Annotated in this window: 20 protein-coding genes; 6 read left to right on the forward strand and 14 right to left on the reverse strand. The window is 39.1% G+C overall.

The window, feature by feature from the left end:
- Positions 1-70: 70 nt before the first annotated feature.
- Positions 71-244 carry a hypothetical protein gene (locus ABJN95_RS13985; RefSeq protein WP_348371050.1) on the reverse strand — a complete coding sequence of 58 codons (174 nt, stop codon included), beginning with the start codon at positions 242-244 and terminating at the stop codon, positions 71-73.
- Positions 245-388: 144 nt separating this feature from the next.
- Here ABJN95_RS13985 and fumC point away from each other — a divergent pair, with 144 nt between their 5' ends.
- Complete coding sequence (fumC, locus tag ABJN95_RS13990) at positions 389-1,786, forward strand: class II fumarate hydratase (RefSeq protein ID WP_348371051.1); 1,398 nt, start codon at positions 389-391, stop codon at positions 1,784-1,786.
- Positions 1,787-1,936: 150 nt separating this feature from the next.
- Here the strand turns inward: fumC and ABJN95_RS13995 are convergent, their stop codons facing one another.
- Entirely contained in the window at positions 1,937-2,824 is an 888-nt protein-coding gene (locus ABJN95_RS13995; RefSeq protein ID WP_348371053.1) for a hypothetical protein, read from the reverse strand.
- A 173-nt stretch (positions 2,825-2,997) separates the two neighbouring features.
- On the opposite strand from ABJN95_RS13995, the gene ABJN95_RS14000 reads away from it, so the two are divergent.
- Positions 2,998-3,462, forward strand: a complete 465-nt coding sequence (locus ABJN95_RS14000) for a GNAT family N-acetyltransferase (protein WP_348371055.1) — start codon at positions 2,998-3,000, stop codon at positions 3,460-3,462.
- Positions 3,463-3,489: 27 nt separating this feature from the next.
- A complete protein-coding gene (locus ABJN95_RS14005) occupies positions 3,490-4,287 on the forward strand; it encodes an MBL fold metallo-hydrolase (protein WP_348371057.1) in 798 nt (265 codons plus the stop codon).
- 23 nt (positions 4,288-4,310) lie between these two features.
- On the opposite strand, the gene ettA is transcribed toward ABJN95_RS14005, so the two are convergent.
- The 3 genes from ettA to ABJN95_RS14020 all read right to left on the reverse strand — a co-directional run bounded on the left by ettA (position 4,311) and on the right by ABJN95_RS14020 (position 7,306).
- On the reverse strand, positions 4,311-6,002 hold the full coding sequence (gene ettA, locus ABJN95_RS14010; protein ID WP_348371058.1) for an energy-dependent translational throttle protein EttA: 1,692 nt from the start codon (positions 6,000-6,002) through the stop codon (positions 4,311-4,313).
- A 54-nt stretch (positions 6,003-6,056) separates the two neighbouring features.
- A complete protein-coding gene (locus tag ABJN95_RS14015; protein ID WP_348371060.1) occupies positions 6,057-6,239 on the reverse strand; it encodes a CAL67264 family membrane protein in 183 nt (60 codons plus the stop codon).
- Positions 6,240-6,322: 83 nt separating this feature from the next.
- A complete protein-coding gene (locus ABJN95_RS14020) occupies positions 6,323-7,306 on the reverse strand; it encodes a Gfo/Idh/MocA family oxidoreductase (RefSeq protein ID WP_348371062.1) in 984 nt (327 codons plus the stop codon).
- Between the two features lie 75 nt (positions 7,307-7,381).
- Between ABJN95_RS14020 and ABJN95_RS14025 the strand changes: the two genes are divergently transcribed.
- Positions 7,382-9,010 carry a carboxyl transferase domain-containing protein gene (locus ABJN95_RS14025; protein WP_348371063.1) on the forward strand — a complete coding sequence of 543 codons (1,629 nt, stop codon included), beginning with the start codon at positions 7,382-7,384 and terminating at the stop codon, positions 9,008-9,010.
- A 1-nt stretch (position 9,011) separates the two neighbouring features.
- On the opposite strand, the gene ABJN95_RS14030 is transcribed toward ABJN95_RS14025, so the two are convergent.
- From ABJN95_RS14030 to ABJN95_RS14045, 4 genes are all read right to left on the reverse strand, one after another.
- Positions 9,012-10,724, reverse strand: coding sequence for a hypothetical protein (locus tag ABJN95_RS14030; RefSeq protein ID WP_348371065.1), 1,713 nt, complete (start codon positions 10,722-10,724; stop codon positions 9,012-9,014).
- 6 nt (positions 10,725-10,730) lie between these two features.
- Positions 10,731-12,587, reverse strand: coding sequence for a hypothetical protein (locus ABJN95_RS14035; protein ID WP_348371067.1), 1,857 nt, complete (start codon positions 12,585-12,587; stop codon positions 10,731-10,733).
- A 125-nt stretch (positions 12,588-12,712) separates the two neighbouring features.
- Complete coding sequence (locus tag ABJN95_RS14040; RefSeq protein WP_348371069.1) at positions 12,713-14,974, reverse strand: TonB-dependent receptor plug domain-containing protein; 2,262 nt, start codon at positions 14,972-14,974, stop codon at positions 12,713-12,715.
- A gap of 44 nt (positions 14,975-15,018) precedes the next feature.
- On the reverse strand, positions 15,019-16,362 hold the full coding sequence (locus ABJN95_RS14045; protein WP_348371071.1) for a M24 family metallopeptidase: 1,344 nt from the start codon (positions 16,360-16,362) through the stop codon (positions 15,019-15,021).
- A gap of 65 nt (positions 16,363-16,427) precedes the next feature.
- Here ABJN95_RS14045 and ABJN95_RS14050 point away from each other — a divergent pair, with 65 nt between their 5' ends.
- Positions 16,428-17,180: a DUF4886 domain-containing protein gene (locus ABJN95_RS14050; protein ID WP_348371073.1), complete on the forward strand. Its 753-nt coding sequence runs from the start codon at positions 16,428-16,430 to the stop codon at positions 17,178-17,180.
- A gap of 17 nt (positions 17,181-17,197) precedes the next feature.
- Here the strand turns inward: ABJN95_RS14050 and ABJN95_RS14055 are convergent, their stop codons facing one another.
- Genes ABJN95_RS14055 through ABJN95_RS14065 form a run of 3 tightly spaced genes read right to left on the reverse strand, consistent with a single transcriptional unit; the run spans position 17,198 to position 20,317 of the window.
- Positions 17,198-18,277 (reverse strand): AMP-binding protein, encoded by a 1,080-nt coding sequence (locus ABJN95_RS14055; protein ID WP_348371074.1) that lies wholly within the window; start codon positions 18,275-18,277, stop codon positions 17,198-17,200.
- Positions 18,264-19,274 carry a CPBP family intramembrane glutamic endopeptidase gene (locus ABJN95_RS14060; protein ID WP_348371076.1) on the reverse strand — a complete coding sequence of 337 codons (1,011 nt, stop codon included), beginning with the start codon at positions 19,272-19,274 and terminating at the stop codon, positions 18,264-18,266. Before ABJN95_RS14060 ends, ABJN95_RS14055 begins: the two co-directional genes overlap by 14 nt.
- The gene (locus ABJN95_RS14065; protein WP_348371078.1) at positions 19,265-20,317 is read right to left on the reverse strand and encodes an o-succinylbenzoate synthase; all 1,053 of its coding nucleotides are present in this window, start codon (positions 20,315-20,317) and stop codon (positions 19,265-19,267) included. The genes ABJN95_RS14060 and ABJN95_RS14065 overlap by 10 nt, the downstream gene beginning before the upstream one ends.
- A gap of 46 nt (positions 20,318-20,363) precedes the next feature.
- On the opposite strand from ABJN95_RS14065, the gene ABJN95_RS14070 reads away from it, so the two are divergent.
- On the forward strand, positions 20,364-21,152 hold the full coding sequence (locus ABJN95_RS14070; protein ID WP_348371080.1) for an SDR family oxidoreductase: 789 nt from the start codon (positions 20,364-20,366) through the stop codon (positions 21,150-21,152).
- 3 nt (positions 21,153-21,155) lie between these two features.
- On the opposite strand, the gene ABJN95_RS14075 is transcribed toward ABJN95_RS14070, so the two are convergent.
- Both ABJN95_RS14075 and ABJN95_RS14080 read right to left on the reverse strand, forming a co-directional pair.
- The gene (locus ABJN95_RS14075) at positions 21,156-23,123 is read right to left on the reverse strand and encodes a sensor histidine kinase (protein ID WP_348371081.1); all 1,968 of its coding nucleotides are present in this window, start codon (positions 23,121-23,123) and stop codon (positions 21,156-21,158) included.
- Between the two features lie 504 nt (positions 23,124-23,627).
- Complete coding sequence (locus tag ABJN95_RS14080) at positions 23,628-24,386, reverse strand: response regulator (RefSeq protein ID WP_348371083.1); 759 nt, start codon at positions 24,384-24,386, stop codon at positions 23,628-23,630.
- Positions 24,387-24,416: the final 30 nt, after the last annotated feature.

Consider the following 24,416-nt stretch of genomic DNA (forward strand, 5'->3'; position numbering starts at 1 on the left):
CAATTGGTGGCATATACTGATTACAGAAAATTAAAAAGCCGTTTGAATACTCAAACGGCTTTTTAATTATTTATGCATTTCGCGCTGCTCTTTTCTTATCGCGCCTTTCTTTTAAAAGTTCACGGATATTTCCGAACAACCAGTACGGTACTACAAAAGTCAATAAAAATATCATCAACCAAAACCCTATAGTGAGGATGGTCAAAAATGCTAAAAAACCCAAATACTGGTCGAATTCGAACATGAATATCAATTTTATGCAGCAAAGATACTTTGAAAAGGGTAAATACTGCAAATCAAAATCGAAAAATTACGGATTAATTTTATTCCCGGCAGGAAATAAAATCACAAACCGCTAACTTTGTGACAACAAAAAAATCAGCAAGACATGAGTTTTAGAATTGAAAAAGATACGATGGGCAAAGTAGAAGTTCCATCCGATAAATATTGGGGTGCACAAACTGAACGTTCTCGAAACAATTTTAAAATTGGCCCTGCTGCTTCTATGCCGTTAGATGTGGTTTACGGATTTGCCTATCTAAAAAAAGCGGCAGCTTTCACGAACTGTGAACTAGGAGTTTTGACAGCTCAAAAACGCGATATGATTGCCGCGGTTTGCGATGAAATCTTGGCAGGTAAGCACGATGACCAGTTTCCCTTGGTAATCTGGCAGACGGGTTCGGGTACACAGAGTAACATGAATGTAAACGAAGTAATCGCCAATCGAGCACACGAAATGGCCGGAAAAGTAATCGGGGAGGGTGAAAAAACGATTCAACCCAACGATGATGTCAACAAATCGCAGTCTTCTAATGACACTTTCCCAACTGGAATGCACATAGCGGCTTACAAAAAGATCATAGCGACTACTATTCCTGGGGTTACTCAACTTAGAAATACATTAGCCAAGAAGTCTGAAACCTTTGCTGATGTGGTGAAAATTGGTCGTACGCATTTGATGGATGCCACTCCCCTAACCTTGGGCCAAGAATTCTCAGGATATGTTTCGCAACTTGATCACGGACTTAAGGCTTTAGAAAACACTCTAGATCACTTAAGCGAATTAGCGCTTGGTGGTACCGCCGTCGGAACGGGGCTCAATACGCCCAAAGGCTATGATGTTCTTGTGGCAAAATACATTGCCGAATTCACAGGATTACCTTTCAAAACTGCAGAAAATAAGTTTGAGGCGCTTGCGGCACACGATGCTATTGTAGAAAGCCACGGAGCGTTGAAACAGCTTGCTGTTTCGCTCAATAAAATTGCCAATGATATACGCATGATGGCATCAGGACCTCGATCTGGGATAGGGGAAATTATTATTCCGGCCAATGAACCAGGCAGTTCTATTATGCCGGGCAAAGTGAACCCTACGCAATGCGAGGCGCTAACTATGGTGTGTGCCCAAGTAATGGGCAATGATGTCGCCATAAGCATGGGAGGTACTCAAGGCCACTATGAGCTCAACGTATTCAAACCGATGATGGCAGCCAACATTTTACAATCTGCAGAACTTCTTGGTGATGCATGTATCAGTTTTGATGAGAACTGTGCCGCTGGAATTGAACCAAACCATGAGGTTATTAAAGAGCTATTAAACAATTCTCTAATGTTGGTTACGGCTTTGAATACCAAAATAGGATATTACAAGGCCGCGGAAATTGCCAATACCGCTCATAAAAATGGAACCACCTTAAAAACAGAAGCGGTCAACCTAGGTTATGTCACTGCAGCGGAATATGAGGCCTGGGTAAAACCTGAAGATATGGTCGGCAGTTTAAAATAAAGACGGTTCGAAAAAAGTCTACCCAGGTTGCAGTATGCTATAAACCTTTGCTCCCTATAGGGTCGATGTTTGTGCCAACCACATAAAGAACAAAAAAAGGGTCAAACCGAATGGATTGACCCCTTTTTATTAATGGATAGTGTATATATCTTACTTCAATGTGAACTTAGAAGTTCCCAATAACTTTAATCTGTCATCATAAACATTTACCATGTAGTTTCCTTTTTGGAAATCACCAGCAGGCTTACTGATATAATCACAAACATCTAAAGCTTTATTTTCGTAGTAGAAGTTTGTTCCTTTGCTATACGTTACGGAAGCACCAGCATCGTTAGTTTTAGAATAGCTTTCTCCCAAAACGTTTCCTTGAGGGTCAAGAACTTCTAAGAAAAACTCTCTATCACCAGCTCCTGCGATTACGTTGTTCGCAACGGTAAAGCAGATCTTGAATTTATCAGTAGACTTTGCTCTAGATGTAGAAACCAATTTTCCACTCTTACGCTCTTTAACGGCATCTACGTTGAATGTCGTCAAGTTCAAAGCAGAACCTTTTTCAACTACATCGGCCAACTGTGTATTTTGAACTACTAACGAGTCATTGAAAACTGTTTGTTTCTCTAGCTCAGTGTAAGTCGAATCGCGTTGCATAGCGATTAAAGTATTAGATTGCTTTAAAGAATCAACTTGCTTTAACAATTGCTCTCTCTCAGCCTTTAAAACGCTTACCTGTCTTCTATATCGAGACAAAGAAGAAATGTCAGCTTTCATAGTTTTAACAGAATCGATATATTTTGCAATATTATCTCTTGCAGAAACTAGCTCTTCGTTTGTTGCATTGCTTTCTAAAATCGCTTTGTCATATTCAGACTTTAAGCTGTTTAAATCTTCAACAACCAACTCTTTTTCTTGTGATAACACAGCTTCGTTCTTTTTCTTTTCTTGATAAAGACTAACCGTATAAATGATAACACCTAATAGTACTACGCCAAGCAAGCCAGCCAATACCTTTAATCCGTTGTTACTTTTTGTTTCAGTCATAATGTAAAAATTAATTACTCTCGTTAAATTTGCTTAAGTATTTGTTTGTATCAGTCTATATACGGCTGGATTTTCAGTTTAGATTTTTTAGACCAAAAAAATTAGATCGTAAAGAATCCTAATCCGTTGAAAGCCCTAACTTTACCGATGAAACGCGTTACTTCGAAAAAAGCATGTCTTTAAAAATAATTCCCTTTCAGCCTGAACATACCAGCCATTTCAAGGATTTAAACCTAGCATGGCTCGAAAAATACTTCTATGTAGAACCTAAAGACGCGCTACTATTGGGAGACTGTGAAAACGCCATTATAGGCATTGGAGGATATATTTTTATGGGAGAATACGAAAATACTCCCGTTGGATGTTTTTCCTTGATCCCTTATAAAGAGAACCACTATGAATTAGGAAAAATGGCAGTTGACTCCAACTATCAAGGATTAAAGATTGGACAACAGTTATTGGCTTTTGCTATAGATTTCGCTAAAAAGAACAACTGGGATGCGCTTACTCTTTACTCAAGCACAAAACTCCCCACTGCTTTACACATCTATCGTAAATTTGGATTTAAGGATGTAGCACTCGAAAAGGATTTACCCTATGCCCGAAGTGATGTTAAAATGGAATTGATCTTGGGTTGACAGTTAAAAAATAAAATACGGATGATTATGAAAACACTAGCAAGCTTATTAATAGGATGTGTACTACTCGCCGGATGCAAGGAAAAACAGTATGCAAAACCTCTAGATATTGCAAAAAAAGAAAATGCAACAGCACAGGTAAACCCTAAAGTGGCAGATGTAAAAATCATTCCTATAGAACATGCTACTGCGGTTTTGGAATGGAATGACATTACTATCTACATAGACCCCGTTGGTGGTGCAAAAGCTTTTGAAGGGCAAAAACAAGCTGATTTGATTCTAATCACCGATGTGCATGGAGATCATCTAAGTGTTGAAACTTTGGAAGCATTAAATACTGAAAAAGCCAAAATAATCGTGCCCCAGGCGGTAGCTGACCTTATACCTGAAAATTTTACACCCCAACTCGATGTATTGAACAATGGCGATGCAAAAGAGCGCTACGGCATTACTGTTGAAGCTATACCTATGTATAATCTTCGTAAAGAAGCTTTAAAATTCCATACCAAAGGAAGAGGAAATGGTTATGTACTCAACATAGACGGACAACGCCTCTATTTTTCAGGCGACACAGAGGATATTCCCGAAATGCGGGCACTTTCAAATATCGATAAAGCTTTTGTTTGTATGAACCTACCGTATACCATGACTCCTGAAAGCGCTGCAGATGCCGTTTTAGAATTCAAACCCAAACAAGTGTATCCGTATCACTATCGCGGAAGACCTGATGTAAGTGATATTACGAAGTTCAAAACGATGGTAAATGCTGGAAACCCTGATTTGGAAGTAGTACAATTGGATTGGTATCCAAAAGACGACTTTTGAATTCTTGGTCAGTTCTATTTCAATTATCGAATCAACTTCTTATACTTAATACGCTTGGGAATTAAATCGCCACCCAAACGCTTTTTCTTGTTCTCTTCATAATCTGAGAACGATCCTTCGAAGAAGTAGACTTGAGAATCGCCTTCGAACGCTAAGATATGGGTACATATTCTATCTAAAAACCATCTGTCGTGCGAGATGACAACAGCACAGCCTGCAAAGTTTTCCAAACCTTCTTCCAATGCCCGTAACGTATTGACGTCTAAATCGTTGGTTGGCTCATCTAAAAGCAAAACATTACCCTCTTCCTTTAAAGTCATGGCCAGGTGAAGCCGGTTGCGTTCACCGCCAGAAAGCATGTTCACTTTTTTGTTTTGTTCGCTTCCAGAAAAATTAAAACGGCTCAGATAAGCTCTAGAATTTACCTGACGTCCTCCCATCATAACCAACTCTTGTTCATCACTAAAATTCTGCCAAATTGTTTTATCAGGGTCAATATTAGAATGGCTTTGATCTACGTAGGCAATTTTCGCCGTGTCTCCTACTACAAATTCGCCCTTATCAGGGGTTTCTTCACCCATAATCATTCTAAAAATTGTGGTCTTACCAGCACCATTCGGTCCTATTACCCCTACAATTCCCGCTTGCGGTAAGGTAAAATTCAAATCTTCGTATAGCAATTTATCATCATACGCCTTACTTACGCCCTTGCATTCAATAACATTGGTACCTAACCGAGGTCCATTTGGAATATAGATCTCGAGTTTTTCGTCAAGCTGCTTTTGGTCTTGACTCATGAGCTTGTCATAGTTCTTCAAACGCGCTTTTTGTTTGGTCTGTCTTCCTTTAGCACCCTGGCGTACCCATTCTAATTCGCGTTCTAGAGTTTTTTGACGTTTGGATGCCGTTTTGCTTTCCTGAGCCAAACGCTTCGATTTTTGGTCTAACCAACTCGAATAGTTTCCCTTCCAAGGAATACCTTCACCCCTATCTAGTTCGAGAATCCATCCGGCGACATTATCAAGGAAGTATCTGTCGTGGGTCACCGCGATGACAGTACCCTTATATTGCGCCAAATGGTGCTCTAACCAGTGTACCGATTCGGCATCTAAGTGGTTGGTAGGCTCGTCTAACAGCAAAATTTCAGGTTCTTGAAGCAATAGTCTGCAAAGGGCAACTCGTCTTCTTTCCCCTCCTGACAAGACGCCTATCTTTTTATCAGAATCAGGGGTTCGCAGTGCATCCATAGCGATTTCCAACTTGGTGTCTAATTCCCATGCGTTGGAGGCGTCGATTTGATCTTGTAAAACGGCCTGCTTATCCATCAGTTTCTGCATCTTGTCTGCATCTTCGTATACTTCAGGTAAACCAAACATATCATTGATTTTGTTGTATTCATCAAGAATTGCAACAGTTTCAGCTACACCCTCTTTTACAACTTCTAGAACGGTCTTGTTTTCATCTAGCTGAGGCTCTTGTTCTAAGTACCCCACTTTATAACCGGGAGAAAAAACAACATCACCTTGATAGTTTTTGTCTACTCCAGCGATAATTTTTAACAAAGTAGACTTACCGGAGCCGTTGAGGCCCAGTATACCGATTTTAGCCCCATAGAAAAAGCTTAAGTAAATATTCTTGAGAACTGGTGTATTGGCAGTTTTAAAAGTCTTGGTCACCCCCGACATGGAAAAAATGACCTTTTTATCGTCAGACATTTGAATAGCTATTTTTTTAGTTTGAAAATTGAACTTTTACTTGAAGCTGTAAGGTTAAACCCTTCCTTTTAAGGCATTAAACACCCAAGCAATGGCAAAAAATCCGATGCCTACCGAGGCGAAACCCCATCCGGCAACATCATCATATCTGAAGGCCCCAAGGGCAATAAGGGCAAAGCCTACTACAATCATTATAAAAGTCGCCCAAGCGAGCACGGTATTTTTGTTCATTCCCATCGTTTCGATTTTTGGTTGGTTTGGTTTGGTGGTAGCCTCAAATATCGTAAAAAATCGAAGAACCTAAGTTGTCATTTAACACTTTATTGTTCAAATGGAAAAACAACTCCCGATTGGTGACGTACAGCATCTAGCAGGCTGATCAAATCAATACTGTTTTGATGGCTCCAAAGTTCGCTTTGAAGTCTACCAGCATTCAAACAGGCATGAACCTCTTCAATTTCGTGAGCATAACCTCTTCCTATAGTGGGCAAATCAAATCTTTTCTCAGTATCTCCAATATGCAAGGAAAATCCTTGGGTTTCATGCCAGCGCGGATCAAGATAAATCGCACCCTGGTCTCCTTGAATTTCAGCTTTCATTTTTGAGTTCGAAGTTAAGCCACTATAAAGAACGGCTTGCGCATCAGCATAATCAAAGATCATTGAAGTTTGAATTTCTGCTCCTGTGATATGAAAATTGGAGGCCGATTTAATGTCTTGCGGCTTCCCTAGAAGTAGATATGCAAGAAAAATAGGGTAAATACCTATATCAAGTATAGACCCCCCTGCCAAATCAGGATTTAAAACACGGTGTTCGTCATCCCTATCCAAGGCGTAAAAAGCAAAATCGGCATTTAAATAACTAACCGTACCGAGTTCACCGCTATCAATAAGTTGTTTTACCTTTTGAATTGACGGGTTAAAACGACTCCATAAAGCTTCCATTAAAAATACTTGGTTTGCCTTAGCAGCTGCTATTATTTGTTGAACCTCCGCGAGATTAATGCCCAATGGTTTTTCACACAATACATGTTTTCCGGCCTGCATCGCTTTGATAGCCCACTCCATATGGCCCGTGTGAGGTGTCGCGATATAAATAACATCTACAGCATCACATAAAAAAAGCTCCTCGTAGCTGCCAAAGGCCTGCGCTGCACCATATGCTTTGGCAAAGGTTTGTGCACGTGTTAAACTGCGCGAGGCAGCTGCAACCAATTGACCTCCATCAACTAAATTTAAATCGTTTGCGAAGCTTTGGGCTATTCTACCAGGGCCAAGTATGCCCCATCCTACTGTACTACTCATATACGTTTGTTATTTTACCAAAAGTAGTCAATTTTAGTACTTATCTTTATGCCCTAATTGAAACAAAAAGCATACATGGATCTCAAATTCAATAAAAACGAAGACCATAATAAACTCCTCGTGTCAGAATTGAAAAAACGCCTTGCACAGGTAAAATTAGGAGGTGGTAAAAACCGTATTGAAAAGCATCATGCCAAAGGAAAATTGACGGCAAGAGAGCGCATCGCTTATCTTTTAGATGATGACGCGAAAAGTGTTGAGATTGGAGCCCTGGTAGGCGAAGGCATGTATGAAGAACACGGTGGTTGCCCTTCGGGCGGCGTTGTCATTAAAATTGGACATGTTAAAGGCAAACTATGTATTGTTGTAGCGAACGATGCGACTGTAAAAGCTGGTGCGTGGTTTCCAATCACCGGCAAAAAGAACTTGCGAGCGCAGGAAATCGCTATTGAAAATAGGCTTCCCATCATTTACCTAGTGGACAGCGCTGGGGTCTACCTACCCATGCAAGATGAAATATTTCCAGATAAAGAACACTTCGGACGCATTTTTAGAAACAACGCGGTGATGAGCAGTATGGGCATAACCCAAATCTCAGCCATTATGGGAAGCTGTGTGGCAGGTGGGGCCTATTTACCTATTATGAGTGATGAAGCGTTGATCGTCGATAAAACCGGCAGTATTTTCTTGGCCGGAAGCTATCTGGTAAAAGCTGCTATTGGTGAGTCAATAGATAATGAAACCCTTGGTGGTGCAAGCACGCACTGTGAGATCAGTGGAGTAACCGATTATAAGGCCAAAGATGACCAAGCCGCTCTTGATACGATTAAAAACATTGTGGATAAAATCGGAGCATTCGACAAAGCGGGTTACGACAGGAAAAAAACACAAAAACCGAAGCTAGATCCTAAGCAACTCTTTGGGACGCTGCCAAAGCTACGTCATGAACAGTATGATATGCTTGAAATCATCTATCGCTTAGTAGATAATTCAGAATTTGAACAATACAAGGAAGATTACGGGAAAACCATTCTTACTGGATATGCGCGCATCGATGGATGGGCAGTTGGTATTGTTGCTAACCAAAGAAAAGTAGTGAAAAATGCGAAAGGAGAAATGCAATTTGGCGGTGTCATCTATTCCGATTCTGCCGATAAAGCTACCCGCTTTATTGCCAATTGCAATCAAAAGAAGATTCCTCTGGTTTTTTTACAGGACGTTACCGGGTTTATGGTTGGAAGTAAAAGCGAACATGGAGGCATCATAAAAGATGGAGCGAAGATGGTTAATGCAGTGAGCAATTCGGTAGTACCAAAATTTACGGTAGTTATCGGAAACAGTTATGGCGCGGGTAATTATGCCATGTGTGGCAAAGCATACGACCCTAGATTAATTGTTGCCTGGCCCAGTGCCGAATTGGCAGTAATGAGTGGAAATTCGGCCGCAAAAGTATTGTTACAAATCGAAACGGCTTCTTTAAAAAAGAAAGGTGAAACAATAACCAAAGAAAAAGAGGCGGAACTTTTTAACGAGATAAAGAACCGATATGATAACCAGGTATCGCCGTACTACGCTGCAGCGCGCTTATGGACTGACGCTATCATCGAACCCACAGATACCCGTAAATGGATCGCTATGGGTATAGAAGCCGCCAATCATGCGCCTATCGAGAAGCCTTTCAACTTAGGGGTGTTGCAAGTATAACTTAAATAGAAAACAGGTTTAAACAACGTCGTTGCTCGGGTAAGCGTATTACTTTAACCTTATCCTTTTGCAATGTTGACCCATAGTTGTACTGTATGGTGGCTTTGAGGTAACTCGGATCAGAAGATTTGTTCCCAAAATAGTTCATATTAAAAACCCATTTTCCAACATCATTTTTATTAACAAAGAATTGTTGCATCGAATATCCAAGCTTCTTTTCTGCTGTAATTTGCTTTGGTTTGTCTACATAGTTATGTTTCCAAACCAAATAGGATTTATCTTTTTTAATCATTTCGACATCGAACTCGGTCTCTCCATTATTCCATTCCAATAAAATACGGGTTGGAGCATCTTTAAAAGGGACTTCTATTTTTTTTAGCGTCTTAGATACTTCCATTTTGTTTCTTGTCAGAATATCTATGGCCTCTATGCTGATTATAAAATCAATTCCGTTCAAAGTTTCCTTGTAACCTGCCTTCTTATTTTTGTTCAAAAACTTAGAGTAAATATTTAGGGCCTGTTCAGGATTATCGAGTTTGTGATGCATATATGCCAAGTCGCGATAGGTTTGTGCATAGTTCGGACGTAAGGCGGATACTTTTTGGTAAATATCCAAGGCCTCTTTCAAATAACCATTTTGTTCGTAGTAATAGGCTATAGCCTTTAACACATTGCTGTTATCTGAAAACTCAATTTTTACTTTGTCCCAAATTTCTTTTGCAAGTCGCTGGTTACCCCACTTGGAATGAAAATGGTTGGCAGCATCGATCAAAAGGTATGGAGCATTTTGCATTTTAGAGATGTTATCCCTAAATGTTGCAATTGCAGTGGTTTCCGATTTACTTGCCAAAAGTTCGTGCAAGCCGTTGCTATCGGTTAGTGCTGCAGAAGGTTTACAAAAGTTTTGCTCGATAAAAGCTGCGTGAGCTTCTTGCAAATCTAAAACCTCAATAGCGTCAGTTTTGGGTTTTACACTTCCGGTTTTAGTATTGATAATTATAACACCACCATTTGCTCTTGTTCCATATCTGCTGGTAGCGTTTAACCCACGTAGAATGGCAATTCTTTTTATTTCTGTAACCGGAATACTAATTGGTGCTTCTTCAACAATAGCTCCGTCAACATCATAAATCGCAGCTTGAGAGCCTGACATTAGATTTGGTCTTTCACGCAGGTAAACTACTGGAATTCCATCAGGAAAGGTAGCCCTGCCATTGAACTGCCCTTGAATGGCATCAAGAAAGGTTAGCGCCCCAGGAAGAAATTCAGATTCGTCAATAATGTTTAGAGCCGTGGCCGATTTTCGCTTATTCAAAAACCCGTATGCTGTTCGAATCAAGTCGGTATTGGCTTCATACTCCAACAGCATTTCTCGTTGCGACTTTGAACGATTTCCGTTTACAGTTACCTCCTTTAGTTCTTCAGGAATTTTTGGCATTTCGAGGTTCAAAACGTGCGTGACGTCTTCAACGACTACTCGAATAGGGGTATACCCCATATGCGTATATTCGATAACATCACCAACGCTTGCGCTTAGCGAATAGTAACCAGAGGTATTTGTACTCGTTGCTATATTTGAATTAATGATTTTTACATGCACATTGTGCAATGGCGAAATACCATCTGTGATATGACCATTAATTGGCATTGCATTGTCTTGTGACCATAAGGCTTGCGCGACAATTGAAAAAAGAAGTAAAAAAAGTATTCTCATGAAAAGTTAATTCGAATTCACGCTCGAATTAACAAGGGAAAACAATTCTTGGTTTACATTTCTTATACCCAATCGATAGACATTAACCTGTTTTCTTTGTGCAGGCTTCCCGTAATTATAGTAGGTCGTAACTTTAAGGTACGTAGGTTCTAGTTTTTTATTTCCTTTATAGTTAATATTTACTTGCCATCTCCCTGGTAGCGAACCGTCAATCAAAAACTCTTCACTTGAATAGCCTTTTATCTTTTCATCTCTAATTCTTTCAGCATTCGCCTCTAAGGTATGCTTCCAGGTATAAAAATGATTTTCCGGATTCACGAACTGCAATTCAAATTCGGCCTCACTGTCGTTCCATTCGAAAAACAAACGTGTACCCTCAAACTCAGTAAACTTGGCCAAACGTTCTGTTATATTTAGGCCATTCATCACTTTATCGCCTTTCAAAACCAAAAGATTCTCCGATTCTCTTTCTATAATAGGTAGTATTCCGACACTATCCGAATCTAGAAATCCTTCTTTCAGCAAATAATTATGCCGTGCATACATGCTAGCCGATTTTGTATAATTGCCTACTTCACGATAACTTTCGGCCAGATCTCTATAAGATTGGGCATAACTGGGCCTAAGTATAAATATTTGCTCATAGAGTTCATTTGCCTGTTCGACTTGGCCATGGGTGTCTAAATGGTATGCCAAGGCCTTGGCATGAACAGGGTGGTCTTCAAAAAGATACATGTGATCGGCAATAATTTCCTTGGCAAATTTGGAATCACCGTTTTCCATAAAGTAGTTATACCCGTCTATAAAGTAATACGGAGAACTACGGTACATTAACTTGTTTTTAGCAAATAGGTCTTTTGCTGCATTGAGGTCAGCACTTGCATAGAGTGCTTCAAGATAAGTAGGAAGGTTTTTAGAAATCGTTTCCTTTCCTATAGCATCATTTTGATATTTATTATTTCGTAATCTTGCCCTATCCAAAATTTTATTGGAAGTCAAACCAGCAGAGCCGGCCTTTGTATTGATAACGACTACGCCTCCAGCGCCGATAGCTCCATATCTTGTGGTAAGTGACAAACTACTTAAAACCGCCACTCTTTCCATAGCATTGGGAAGAATCCAAATCGGAGGTTCTCTTAATATCTGGCCGTCAACATCAAAAATCGCTGGAGGTGCAGAATTAAGCGCTCCTGAAGCAACTTGGACGGTTCCGGTTACCGTTGCATCTTGCGTATCTATTATGGGATCACCTGACACTCCAATTCCATCAATATTAAAATTCGTTGGAGCAGCGAAATTGATGGAGTGCAAACCTCTAATCGTTACTGTTCCTCCCCTACTGCAATCTCCTGAAACACGTACTCCGGCAAATTGATTTCTCAACAAATCCATAATGCAAATAGCTACTGCATTAATGTCGTCTTCTACAAGAAAACGCATCACGCCCGGTGCGGTCTCCTTATCTAAAATTCCCCAGGCGGTTTTTATTAAGTTCGGATTGTATCCGTATTCCTCTTCAAGCTCTTCTTGGCTTTTTCGATTGCTGCCTTTGACAATGACTTCATCCAGTTGGGTTACTTTTTGGTATAAACTAACATTCAAAATAGAGGTAACGTCCTCTACGATAATTTCAACGCTTTCCAAACTAGGATAACTATATACGATAACATCACCTTCTTGAGCAGAAATTGAATACGACCCATCAACCCCAGTTTTGGCCCTGGTATCCGCGTCTTTAACCATAACATCTGCATTTGCCAAAGGCGCATCCAAATGGGTTAGTTTTCCTTTAATAAGTTTTGATTGTGATTGAAGTACTAATGTAAAGCACAAAAACGAAAGGGTAAGAAGTACATTTTTCATAGCAGAAAGTTTAGAATTTTACAAAAAACATCAAAAATTATACCGTTTTAAACCGTGGAAGATCAGCATCCTAGCCCATTGATCTAATAAGCCAACCGTTTTCCTTATTGAAAACGCTTATGACATTAATTTACGAATAAATTTTTAATGTTTCTCTTCTCATCTAAACTTGAGAAACTTATCATCACTTCCTCTCGTGATTGCGTGGGGTAACCGAAGTCTTTGAAAATAGTACACTTCAATACAAAAGGCGTTTCACTTTCCTTTTTGGTTTCCCCTAAATATTTGGCATTAATTACCCACTCTCCGGCCACATCACCATAAAATTCGTACTCCTCAACTCGGTAATTATTTTTAATCTCGTCTTCCATACGCGCTTTAATTTCAGTATTGGTATGCACCCAATTAAAAAAGCGTTTTTGAGGATTGACAAACTGCAGTTCAAATTCTTCTGCCGGTTCATTCCATTCAAAAACCAAACGGACTTTATACCTCAAATTGTTAAGATACTTGGCATCAATATTGGCGGTATTCAGTTGGCCTTTATGTTTGAAAATCAGGTTTTTTATCTCTCTATCTAGTGTTTTGGAGATGCTTGATGCATTTATGGAAAAATAGGTGTTGCCTTTTGACAAGGCCAACAATTCATTTAAGGCCTCTTGATATTTACCCAGTTCGCGCTTGGCAACCGCCTTATCAAAGTATGCATTGACATCGTTAGGAGATCGGATGATAATTTCTTCATTTATTCGAATAGCGTTTTCATAATCGCCAATAGCAGCCAAAGCAGAAGACACCACCCTTAAGTTTGCCGTATTTTCTTCGGAATGTTCTAAAATATTGGAAATAGCATCTTCTGCAATCTCGGAGTCTTTATCCTTAAAGAAATCAAAGGCCGCTACATAGAATTTAATATTTTCTTGATTTGCAGCTTTTGCCGATAGATAGGTTTCATACGCCTTTTCAACAGTTGTACCTTTTACAAAACCCACAAAATCTGAATTTGTTCTTGCTACTAATTTTGATTCGTCTTCATCGTAGACGTTGTTTTGAACCAAGGCCAAATCGCGCTTTTCTTGGGTACCTACTCCAGCTACAGCCGTTTTCGTAGTTATTAAAATTACGCCGTTAGCTCCTTCGCTACCATAGGCATTGGTTGCCGCCAGACCTTTCAAGACGGTAATTTTAGCAATATTCGATGGATCAATAAAACTGAAATTGGCATTTCGATTTGCGGTATTTCCCCCGAGACTGTTTGGCGCTCCATTCCAAGATCCATTTGCTTTATCAAATTCCCTACTTGTGCGATCAGTGGGCACACCATTCACCACAACAAGAGCATACGGATTCATATTGATGGTATTTCGACCTCTAATTTCCGCTCTCTCAATTCCTGTTTGTGAAAGGTTCCCGTGAGTTTTTCCTAAAGTTAATCCTGATACCTTGGTATTTATAGTTTCCGATACGTTGGTTTGAACCGCAGAAATATCTTCGCCCCCAATCTCAGAAACTGTATACCCCAATGTTTTTTTATCTTGCAAACCAAAACCGGTAATCGCCATTTCCTCCTCTAATTGTTGCTCCACGACCACTACTTCATCTAAAGAAACTATGTTAGCATCTAAGAATACGTTGGTATGAGCCATAGCTTCGACGGGCACCACTTTTACCGTTTTGCTATCTCTACTGGTGACCACCAAAGTATCACCGACTTGTGCGGCGATTGAAAAACTACCTTGAGGTCCTGTTAGAAAACTATCGGAAATACCCTGTACCGCAACCTTTACATTTGAGGTGGGTTTGTTGTCAATAAAGACCGTACCCTTTAACAGCTGCCTGGGTGGTGCTTCGTCTTTAACTGACTTTTGCTTTTGAAGTTTTACTACGTTTTCTGGCAAAATGCTCGCGTAGTCCATTAAGCGACTTCTATTGAGCAGCGCTGTACGCTCTAGAAATTTAGCATCGCGATGGGGATTACTGTTAATCAAAAAACTCTTTCCTTCTAAAGTCAGTACGTCTTTTGAAAGTGTTTTTCGGCCATCGGTAAACACATACACATTTGGGTTTTTAATCTTGCCCTTTAATGAGGCATATATCGTTCCTCCATCGTAGTTCGCATTTTGCAAATCTTGTTTCAGTAGATTCCAATTGCCGTCTTTTATGGCGTAGCTTCTTTCCTTAACCTCAAGGTTGAATAGCAATAATTGAACTTCCTGATTGCCATCCCGTTGAAATACTTTTTCCAATACGGAAAAATCCTTTTCCAAGTCTCTCTCATTCATTGATGAAGAAATATCCCAGCAAATGGTCGTATTGGTATTTGTTTCTTGAGAAGTGAGCGCCAATATCCCTAAAAAATATATTGATATGAAGAGTGCTTTTTTCATAAATAGCCTTTTATATTTTCATTTGCATCTAATTGCCAACTTTTTCAATTGCCTTGATGCTGTTTTAACCGTGGAATTAATAACAATTCTGTTTGCCTGCCATTGACATATCTGAAGCCCTTCTCTCCATAAAATCCTGCCTCTTCTAGCATAATACGAATGTCACGCTTCCATTCAGGAATGGTAATTGTGGTGTTCAGTTCGATGGCATAAACCGTATTTGGGTTTAAGGGATAGTTCTCTCCATCATCTTTCATTACCCCACCTTGCGAATCCCACATACCTATGGTCGTGCCTGCAGAATGGCCGTACATTCCCAGCGGATGCGTATAGATCGCGGGGCGCAATCCAGCAGATTTTGCTTCGCTAAGAGCGCTGGCTAATATTTGATTTCCCGTTTTTCCTTTAACCATATTGGTAGTAAGGAAATCTTGTACTCGATTGCCAGCGGCCAAACCATCAACTAAAAATTTTGGGGCTGCCTTTTCCTCAGGTTTTAAAACATAAGCCAATTCTTGACAATCAGTGTTCAGACGTAAATAGGTAATTCCGAAATCACAATGCAGCAAATCTCCTGGTAATATAATCATATCATCGGGTCTCCCCGAAAATGAATACAGGTGTCCTACCAATTCTTCGCGAGAACGCTGTATATCAACGGTTGGATGAAACCAGGTTTCTAAACCCAAATCTGTCACTTTTTGACGCATCCACCATTCTACCTCCGAGGTCGTAGTAATTCCAGGGGTTATGGTCTTTTCGGAAAATGCTTCTGCGATAATATCATGCGTAATATCTACTAGCTGATGATATATAGTCATTTCACGTTCCGTACGAGTTTCAATCCACCGTACGGCCAATTGTTCCGCTGAAACCACTTTTTTATGATGCTTCTTTGGCAAGTTCTGCATGAATTCATCATAATCTGTTTTATCCAAACCGTCTGCTATATTGTGGTCTTTGGAAAAATTCAATCCGATTTTTTTTGGATTGCGTGCTTCTATCAACTGCATCAAACGTTTCCATTGATTGGGTTCTTTTTCTTTGTCCCAGGCCGATGTGATGTTTTCTCCAACATTATAACGAGCTACAGCCAGTTTTTCAATAGTGTTTTTGACTTTATCTCTCGAAAACAAGAGAATTGTTCTCCGGCGAGCATTCAACCAGGTTGATGGAAGCATGGTTCGCAACACCGGGTCCTCATTGTATTCTCTTGAAATAAGTATCCACATATCGATGTCAGTGTTATCCATCAACTTTGGCAAAAGGTTATTAAACCTATCGGCTAATATTTCATCTACTACCTTAGCTCTTGCACTTTCAGGTAGTATCTGCGAGAAGCCAAGGAAAAATTGACATAAGGTGATAAAAACGAATACTTTTTTCATACTCTAACTGGTGGTTTGGAATGGAATTATTAATTATTCTAAAATACACCATATCTTTAAACCAAATGAAAACACCATACACTTTTTTGGTTCGCCTAAAGCTAGTTTTACTCTTGTCTTTCTCACTTTCAAGCTGTGCGCAGCAAGAAGACTCAGGAAAGTTACAAAATGAAAAAGCTGGTGATGTCTCTTTAGGTAAGGAAGAAGTGCTTTTTATTGGAAACAGTCACACCTATTACAACCAAGGTATGTCAACTCATCTGCGTAACTTTAGAGATAGTGATGATTTGAAGTTCGACCCCATAATACAAGAAATAGCTATTGGCGGTTATACCTTACAAGATCATTTGGGTGACCAGGCCACTATCGACAAAATTAATGAGCGCTCATGGGATGTTATCATTTTGCAAGAAAATACCGCAGTTGCTTCCGAAGCATTAAGTTCTAGTGTCAATGCGATGCAGTCATTCTCCGAAATGGTAAAACCAAAGGGCACCAAGGTTTTTTTATTTATGACTTGGCCCTACAAAGACAGACCAGAAATGCTAACTGGAATTAGGAAAACCTACCAAAATGGCGTTTTAGCAACTAGCGCAACCTTGGTGCCCGTAGGTCTCGAATGGCAATTGATTGATCAAAATCAAGAGGTTGATATTGATTTATATGACGCTGATGGGGTGCATGCAAGGCTAGAAGGAACTTTTTATGCCGCAGCAATGTGCTACAGGGCAATTTATGATAAGTCAACCTCAAACAATACGTATCAAGCCGGTTTAACTACTGAGATAGCGAACTATCTCAAAGCGAAGGCAGATTGAAAAAATTGGGGTTAACTTCAATAATTTAAAAGCGCACAACTCTCTTTTCTACGAATTTTGCCGGTATCTGTTTCAATAAATTTTGGCAGTGTATACACACTTTTTGGAATCTCAAACCCTTGCAAACCCTTGCACTCACTAAGAATTTGTTTTAATTTATCTGTATCTAGTTCACCTTCTACTACTAATACCAATTTCTGACCTAGCTTAGCATCAGGCAAACCTGTTACAAAGAACCTATTCCTAAGCATAGGTGCTAACTTCGTCTCAATTTGCTCAGGGAATAACTTTATGCCCCCTGAATTAATGATATGGTCATAACGCCCCAACCAATCAAACTCAGTTTCGGAAATGAGTTTTACTATGTCATTGGTTACAATGCGATGATCTGAAACCTTGGGCGCAGAAATAATCAAACACTCTCTTTCGTCGGTAGCAAAAGTTACATTGGGCAAGGCTTCGAAGCAACCTGAGCTACCTTCAGGTGCCTTATTTACTCTTTTTACAGCAACATGAGTGACAGTTTCCGTCATGCCGAAGGTTTCAAAAACGACAATATTCTTTTGCTGTATCTTCGCTTTTAGGTTTTTAGATAGTGCGGCGCCACCAACAATGAGGGTTTTGATCATTTCTATTTTAGCTAAAGAACCCTCCAACTGCAAAGGTACCATTGCAGCAAAACCATAATACTTGTTAACCTCATCTAAAGGCTTCGATGAAGGTTCGACATAATCCAAATCCAAACCTAGAACCATAGCCCTAACCAGCATCATTTTACCAGCAATATAATCTACTGGCAGACACAAAAGCGCAGTACTACCTTCTTTTAAACCAAAATATTTAGCGGTAGCCAAAGCCGAATTGGCCATGTGCTTTTTTTTTAAACTAATGTTTTTGGGCTTGCCAGTAGAACCTGAAGTTGTAACTTGTATGATGGGCTTTTCGTCTAACCATTCTGATAAAAAAGTTCCAATAGATTTTTCAAAAAAACTTCCCTCCTTTAGTAAATCATAAACCAGCTCCATCAACCCAAGCTTGGTATAGGAAATACCATTTAACTTGAACTTGGTGTGAATAGCAACATCATCTATCGCCATCGGCATCGGGTTTTGGATACTCGTGTTCAATCAAAGAGTCAGCCGAAGACGACTTCGTTTCTTGTGAGGCTACCACAGGCGCTACGACTTTTCCAGCAAGGCGCTCTTTCCAATCAGTCCATTTGTATTTTTTTGAAAAAATAAATAGCAGGAGAGGATAGATGATCAATACTGGCACGAAAACATCCCACCCTAAAACAGGCTCTGAAATATCTCTATATATTGAATCAGTTTGAAAGGCCGTCCAGTCTGCAGTTACCAAAAGAGCAGCTGTAAGATTGTTAGCCGCGTGAAAACCTAAAGCTAGTTCAAGGCCTTCATCCATTAAGGTAAGTATACCCAGAAAAAAGCCCGTACCGATATAGAACACCATAATTCCATATCCTAATTTTCCAACTTCAGGGTTCAATATATGCATCAAACCAAACAGCGTTGATGTTACCACCAAAGGCACCCATTTGTTTTTTGCCATTACTCCAAGGCCCTGCATCATATAGCCACGCATGAAATATTCTTCCATACTCGTTTGAATAGGAATCATAATAATTGCAATCACCGCTAGAACCAAAAAAGGTTCCAACTTAAAATTCCATTGATAGTCGTCAGGAGACATTTGAACATCAAGCAGTAGAAATGCAACAGAAATCAGCATCCAAGTAATGAAAGCAAAGCGAATGCGATTCCAATCTACTTTCTTCCTTGAAGTGGTAAGTTCCTTAATCGGCTGTTTATGGATGACTTTTGTCCAAAAAAACAAGCAAAGTATTCCAATTGCAAAGGTCAACAACATTAAGAACAGGAAGTAATTCGTGCCTAATATTTCAGCCATCATCCCCATATCGCCTCCCGCAAGTACATTCAAAGAATCTGATTTTATAATTAGGGCAGCAACTAATGGTAAGGCACCAATTATCTGCCATCCTCCAAATACTACACAGATTCCCAAAATATATCGCCAGGCGTCGTGCTGACTCTTATGTGCTTGTTCTATAAACATAAATCTTTAATTAGGTTGGTTTTCCAGTTCTGATTGCGTTGGTAATATAGGTTTCCTTTAGCAACCATCAAAGGGCTTTCTAGATTATTAGTGTACAAACTACCGGTTCCTAAACCTTGTGGCAAAGGGCTCTTAAGTGTATGTGTCCATTGCGCAATAGCGTTCAAACCGACATTACTTTCAAGGGCACTAGTAACCCACCAGCCCACCTTATACTTTTCCGCCAGGGTTATCCACTCCATACTACCTTTAAAGCCCCCTATTAAACTAGGCTTTAAAATAATGTATTGTGGCTGAATAGTTTGTAGCAGCTCTTCCTTTTTTGTTACTTCTGTAATGCCAATGAGTTCTTCATCAAGGGCAATATCCAAAGGAGCCTGGGTACATAATTCTTTCATTTTAAGCACATTTCCTTGCTTAATAGGTTGTTCTATAGAATGTACATCTAGGGCAGCCAAGGTCTTCAATTTGCCCAAAGCATCTTTTGGAGAAAACGCTCCATTGGCATCAACACGGAGCTCAATTTCACTTTTCGAATACCTACGACGTATCGACTCTAACATACCTATTTCGGTATTGAAGTCTATAGCGCCAATCTTCATCTTAAGACAGCGATAACCTTCCTCGAGTTTGTCTTGTATTTGTTGATGCATAAAAGATTCATCACCCATCCAAATGAGTCCGTTGATGGCAATGGGTCTTGCTTTTTGGGTAAAATCAGAGGGAAACAATTCGAAAGGATTTTTTGATTCTAAAGAAAGAAAAGCTTGTTCGACTCCAAATTGAATACTGGGAAAGTACCTTAATCTGTTCCAGAGCTCGTCTTTTCCTAAACCGATATTTTCAGAGGTCCATTTTAACTTTTCTTCATAACCTGCAACATCGTCACAGCTCAACCCTTTAAAAAGCCCGCATTCTCCTATTCCAAATTTTCCATTTGCTTCAAGAATTAGAAACCAGGTTTCTTTCTGAGTAAGAACGCCGCGTGATGTACCGCTTGGACGCTTAAAATCAAGAATGTATTTTTTATAAGTAGCCTTCATCAGTTCGCTTCAAATTTAGCTATATTTTAGCTGCAAATTGTCTTGAATGAATATAGAAGGTAAAACGGTTTGGATCACGGGAGCATCATCTGGAATTGGAGAAGCGCTTACCTATGCGCTCAACAAGAGGAATTGTAAACTCATTATTTCTTCTCGCAGAGTACATGAACTACAAGCTGTGAGGAGCAATTGTCAAAACAAGGATGCGGTTAGCATAGTTCCCTTAGACTTAGCAGCTTATGAAAGCATGCCAGAAAGAGTGCAACAGGTAGTTGCTGAATTTGGTCCTATTGATATTTTAATCAACAACGCAGGTTTGAGCCAGCGCTCTTTGATCGCGGAAACAGCCATTGATGTTTATAAAAAATTAATCGATATTAATTACTTAGGTACTGTAGCTATGACCAAAGCACTCCTACCCCACTTTATAACAAATAAAAACGGACATTTCGTTACCGTAACCAGTCTTATGGGGAAATTCGGCAGTCCGTATCGTTCTGGTTATTGTGGCGCAAAACATGCACTCCATGGTTTTTTTGATGTGCTGCGTATGGAACATGCGAAAGACGGCATAGGCGTTACCTTAATCTGTCCGGGGTTCGTAAACACGAATGTGGCCAAGAACGCACTTACGGCTGACGGTAGTTCACAAAACACGCAAGACAAGGCCACTCAGAATGGGTTGTCTGTTGAAACCTTTGCCAAAAAAATGATTCGGGCAATAGAGAAAGAAAAATTTGAAGCTTATATCGCAAGAAAGGAACGTATGGGAATATACCTCCGGTTTTTTCCCAAATTATTGCACAAAGTTGTACTTAAAAGTACTGTAAAATAAAGTTTATTTGAAGTTAAACCAAAATCGAACGCCTTCAGAAGTTTTGTCAATATTCAGAGAAGATTGCAGCTGATTTACCAAACGATTCATCAATCGAATACCCATTGACGAGTTCGCTCTGTCATCGGTATCTTCAGGTAGCCCCACCCCATTATCTGTATATTCAAAGAAACCTTCTTGTTCAACCATCTTGCGCAAATGGATATAAATTTTGCCGTTATCATCATTTTGTGGAAACGCATATTTGAAAGAGTTGGAAACCAGCTCGTTTAATATAAGTCCAAACGGAATCGCCCTATCAATATCCAATTCAACGCCCTCAGCATCAATAGTGATATTGATATTATGGCCGCCTTTTTTATACACAGATTGTACGCTATTAATCAAACTCTCAATATAACCTTGCATTTCAATTACCGATAGATCATCATTTTGATACAACTTCTGGTGAATAAGCGCCATGGCCTTTACTCGGCTTTTTCCTTCTTCCAAAGCTTCTATAGCTGCTTTGCTTCTGGTATTCTTAGTTTGTAAGCTTAACAAGCTTGATACCATTTGCAGGTTGTTCTTCACCCTGTGATGAATTTCTTTTAAGAGGGAATCTTTTTCAACAAGTGAGTTCTCAATTATATGTTTTTGTTCGGCAATAAGGCGTTGGTTTTTGATACTTTTCAAATAGGCATATACCAGACCTGCAAAACCTAAAAGTGTGAAAATCAAAGAAATAAATACCATCTGTATTTGATTTTCTTTATCGACCATGGCCGTTCTTGATTTTTCCAATTCTTCTTTTTGTTCCTCTATTCGAGTTTTGGTATACGCCTTGTCTTCTGCGAGTATGGTTGCCAATTGTTGATCTTGGATTTCTGTTTTATTCGCGTCAATAGAATCACGTATTCTGGTATTGCGCTTTAGGTATATTGATTCGTTTTTATAGTTACCAGTCTTATCATAATAGGATGCAAATAGGCGATTTTTTTTAATGATGTTTTCCAACTTTCGAGGCTGTTCGCCGTCAGAAAGGTAATCAGTTGTCTTTGCAAAATCACCCAAATGCAAATAGCATTCGGCAATAGCCAAACGGTTTTCTATGAGGTCTGATGAAAACTTGTCTTTATTAAATTCTTTTATGGTCAGAATACTACTTTCTAAATGTGGAATGGCCTCTTCATATTGTTTTAGGAGAACAAAACACTTTCCAATATTACCTTCAATAATACCTTTCAAGACTTCACTCTCTATGATTTCTTTTTCCGATTTAACCTTGGTCACATCACTCAAATAGATCTTTATAAAACCCGCTGCCTTGTTATAATAGCTTAAGGCTGTAGGGTACGAGTCGTCTAAACGCAAATAGGTTCCAACGTTGTTGTTAAAGATGGCTTTGCCCAAATAGTCTTTGTCATCAATGTTTTTTTGTTCCTCAAGGATGTAGTCATCCATTGCTTTTCTGTGCTGTCCTAGATTGGAGTATATATCATAAAAAGCAATATTTTCAGCAATACCGAGTTCTCTTTTCTCTTTTCGGATATCTATTTGATCAGCGTATAATTCCAACTGAGAGTAGGTAGCATCCATCAGGTCTAATAGCACTGCTTTGGTCTCAAGGCTCCAAGGTTCTTTTTCTACATAAAGCTCTTTCGATATGGCTAAACTTTTATCATAATCACCAATATCATGAAATATCTGTGACTGTATAACCTTATAGTAGTTTATGGCAACGGTGTCTTTAAGTTTTTCTGCATTATTGAGATACACATTTACCTCGTCTAACCAATCAAATCCAGAATTTTGATTGTACCTATTAGGTGTATTAAAAAAGAACTTAAAACGATCTTCGGCACTTTTGGTACTTTGAAATTCTTGAAAATAGCTTTGGGTACCTGGCAAATCATCTTGTGCAATTACCAAATTATGGCCAAGAGCATAGATAAAAAAGAAGATTAAGGTTTTGCCAAGCGGTTTTTTCATATTCTTATTCAATCAAAACCAAATTGATATTGGTTTGTTGTCAGTGGTAAATTTCGGTTCCAAGTATAGATTTCGTATTACTTCGGGTCTTACTTAAAACGTCTTAATACTCTACCAAATTGTGTTCTGTTCTTTTTAAGTCGAATCGCTCCGATCACCTAGCATAATTTAAGTGGCTATTCGCATGTCAATAACCAAAAAAAGCCGTACAACAATGTACACAGCCTTTACAACTAAATTCAACTAAAATTAAAGATAAGGTTTGGGACCTTTTACGTTTTCCAAAAATATTATAATGCTTTTACAATCCTAGTATATTGTTGTGTAAGGGCTGTTTTTTGTTGTGAAAATAAGATTCTGCGCAATTTGATGTATTTCATCGGATATATGTGCATTTCATGGAGTTTGCGCAAATTCCCAAAGGCTAAGATTTAGGTGTCGGAAACTAAAAAAGGAACCTCAAAAAGGTTCCTTGATTTTTTATAGTATGCTTGTAATTTATGATTACGAATTCATGGCGGAAATAATAAATTCCTTAAAATCTTTTGATATCGGAATCAAATTATTGTTAATCATAATATCCTTGGAATTTATTGCGTCGATATGGTCAACATTCACGATGTACGATTTATGTGCTCTATAGAATTTATTCTTTGGCAATTTCTCTAAGTAGTCTTTTAAAGGTGACCTTACCAAGAACTTTTTATCTACTGTGTTTACCTCGAGGTATACATTATCAGCTTTAATGAACTGAATATCGCCGAATTGAATACGGTAATACAGATGCTGTTTCTTGACAAAAATAGAATCTTTTAAAACCGAATTTGACATCGGTACATCTTCTTGTGTTGTTTGGTTTTCACCTCCTTTATGATCACCCGTGCCATATGTAAAGTTGGAAAGAGCAATTTCAATTGAAGTGTACAGGTCTTGCTGTTCAAATGGTTTAACCAAATACCCGTTAGGCTTTACCGTTTTTGCATTTTCAACGGTAGCCCTATCTGAGTTCGAAGTAACAAATATGAACGGAATATCATAGTTCTCACGTATGTGTTTCCCCAAATCGATACCTGTTTTATCTGATGCAAGAATAATGTCTATCAAGACAAGATCTACTTGTTGGGTTTTCAAGACTTCTTCGGCTTGTTCATAGACAATTACATTATCTACAATCTCATAACCAATTTCTTCTAGCATAGACTGCATATCGTCGGCAATGATAACATTGTCTTCTACGATAAGTATTCTAATAGGTTGTTCCAAGGTTGTTGTGGTTTAGATGGTTAGACTTCA

It is taken from the genome of Maribacter sp., from assembly GCF_039974175.1.
Lineage (GTDB): Bacteria > Bacteroidota > Bacteroidia > Flavobacteriales > Flavobacteriaceae > Maribacter_C.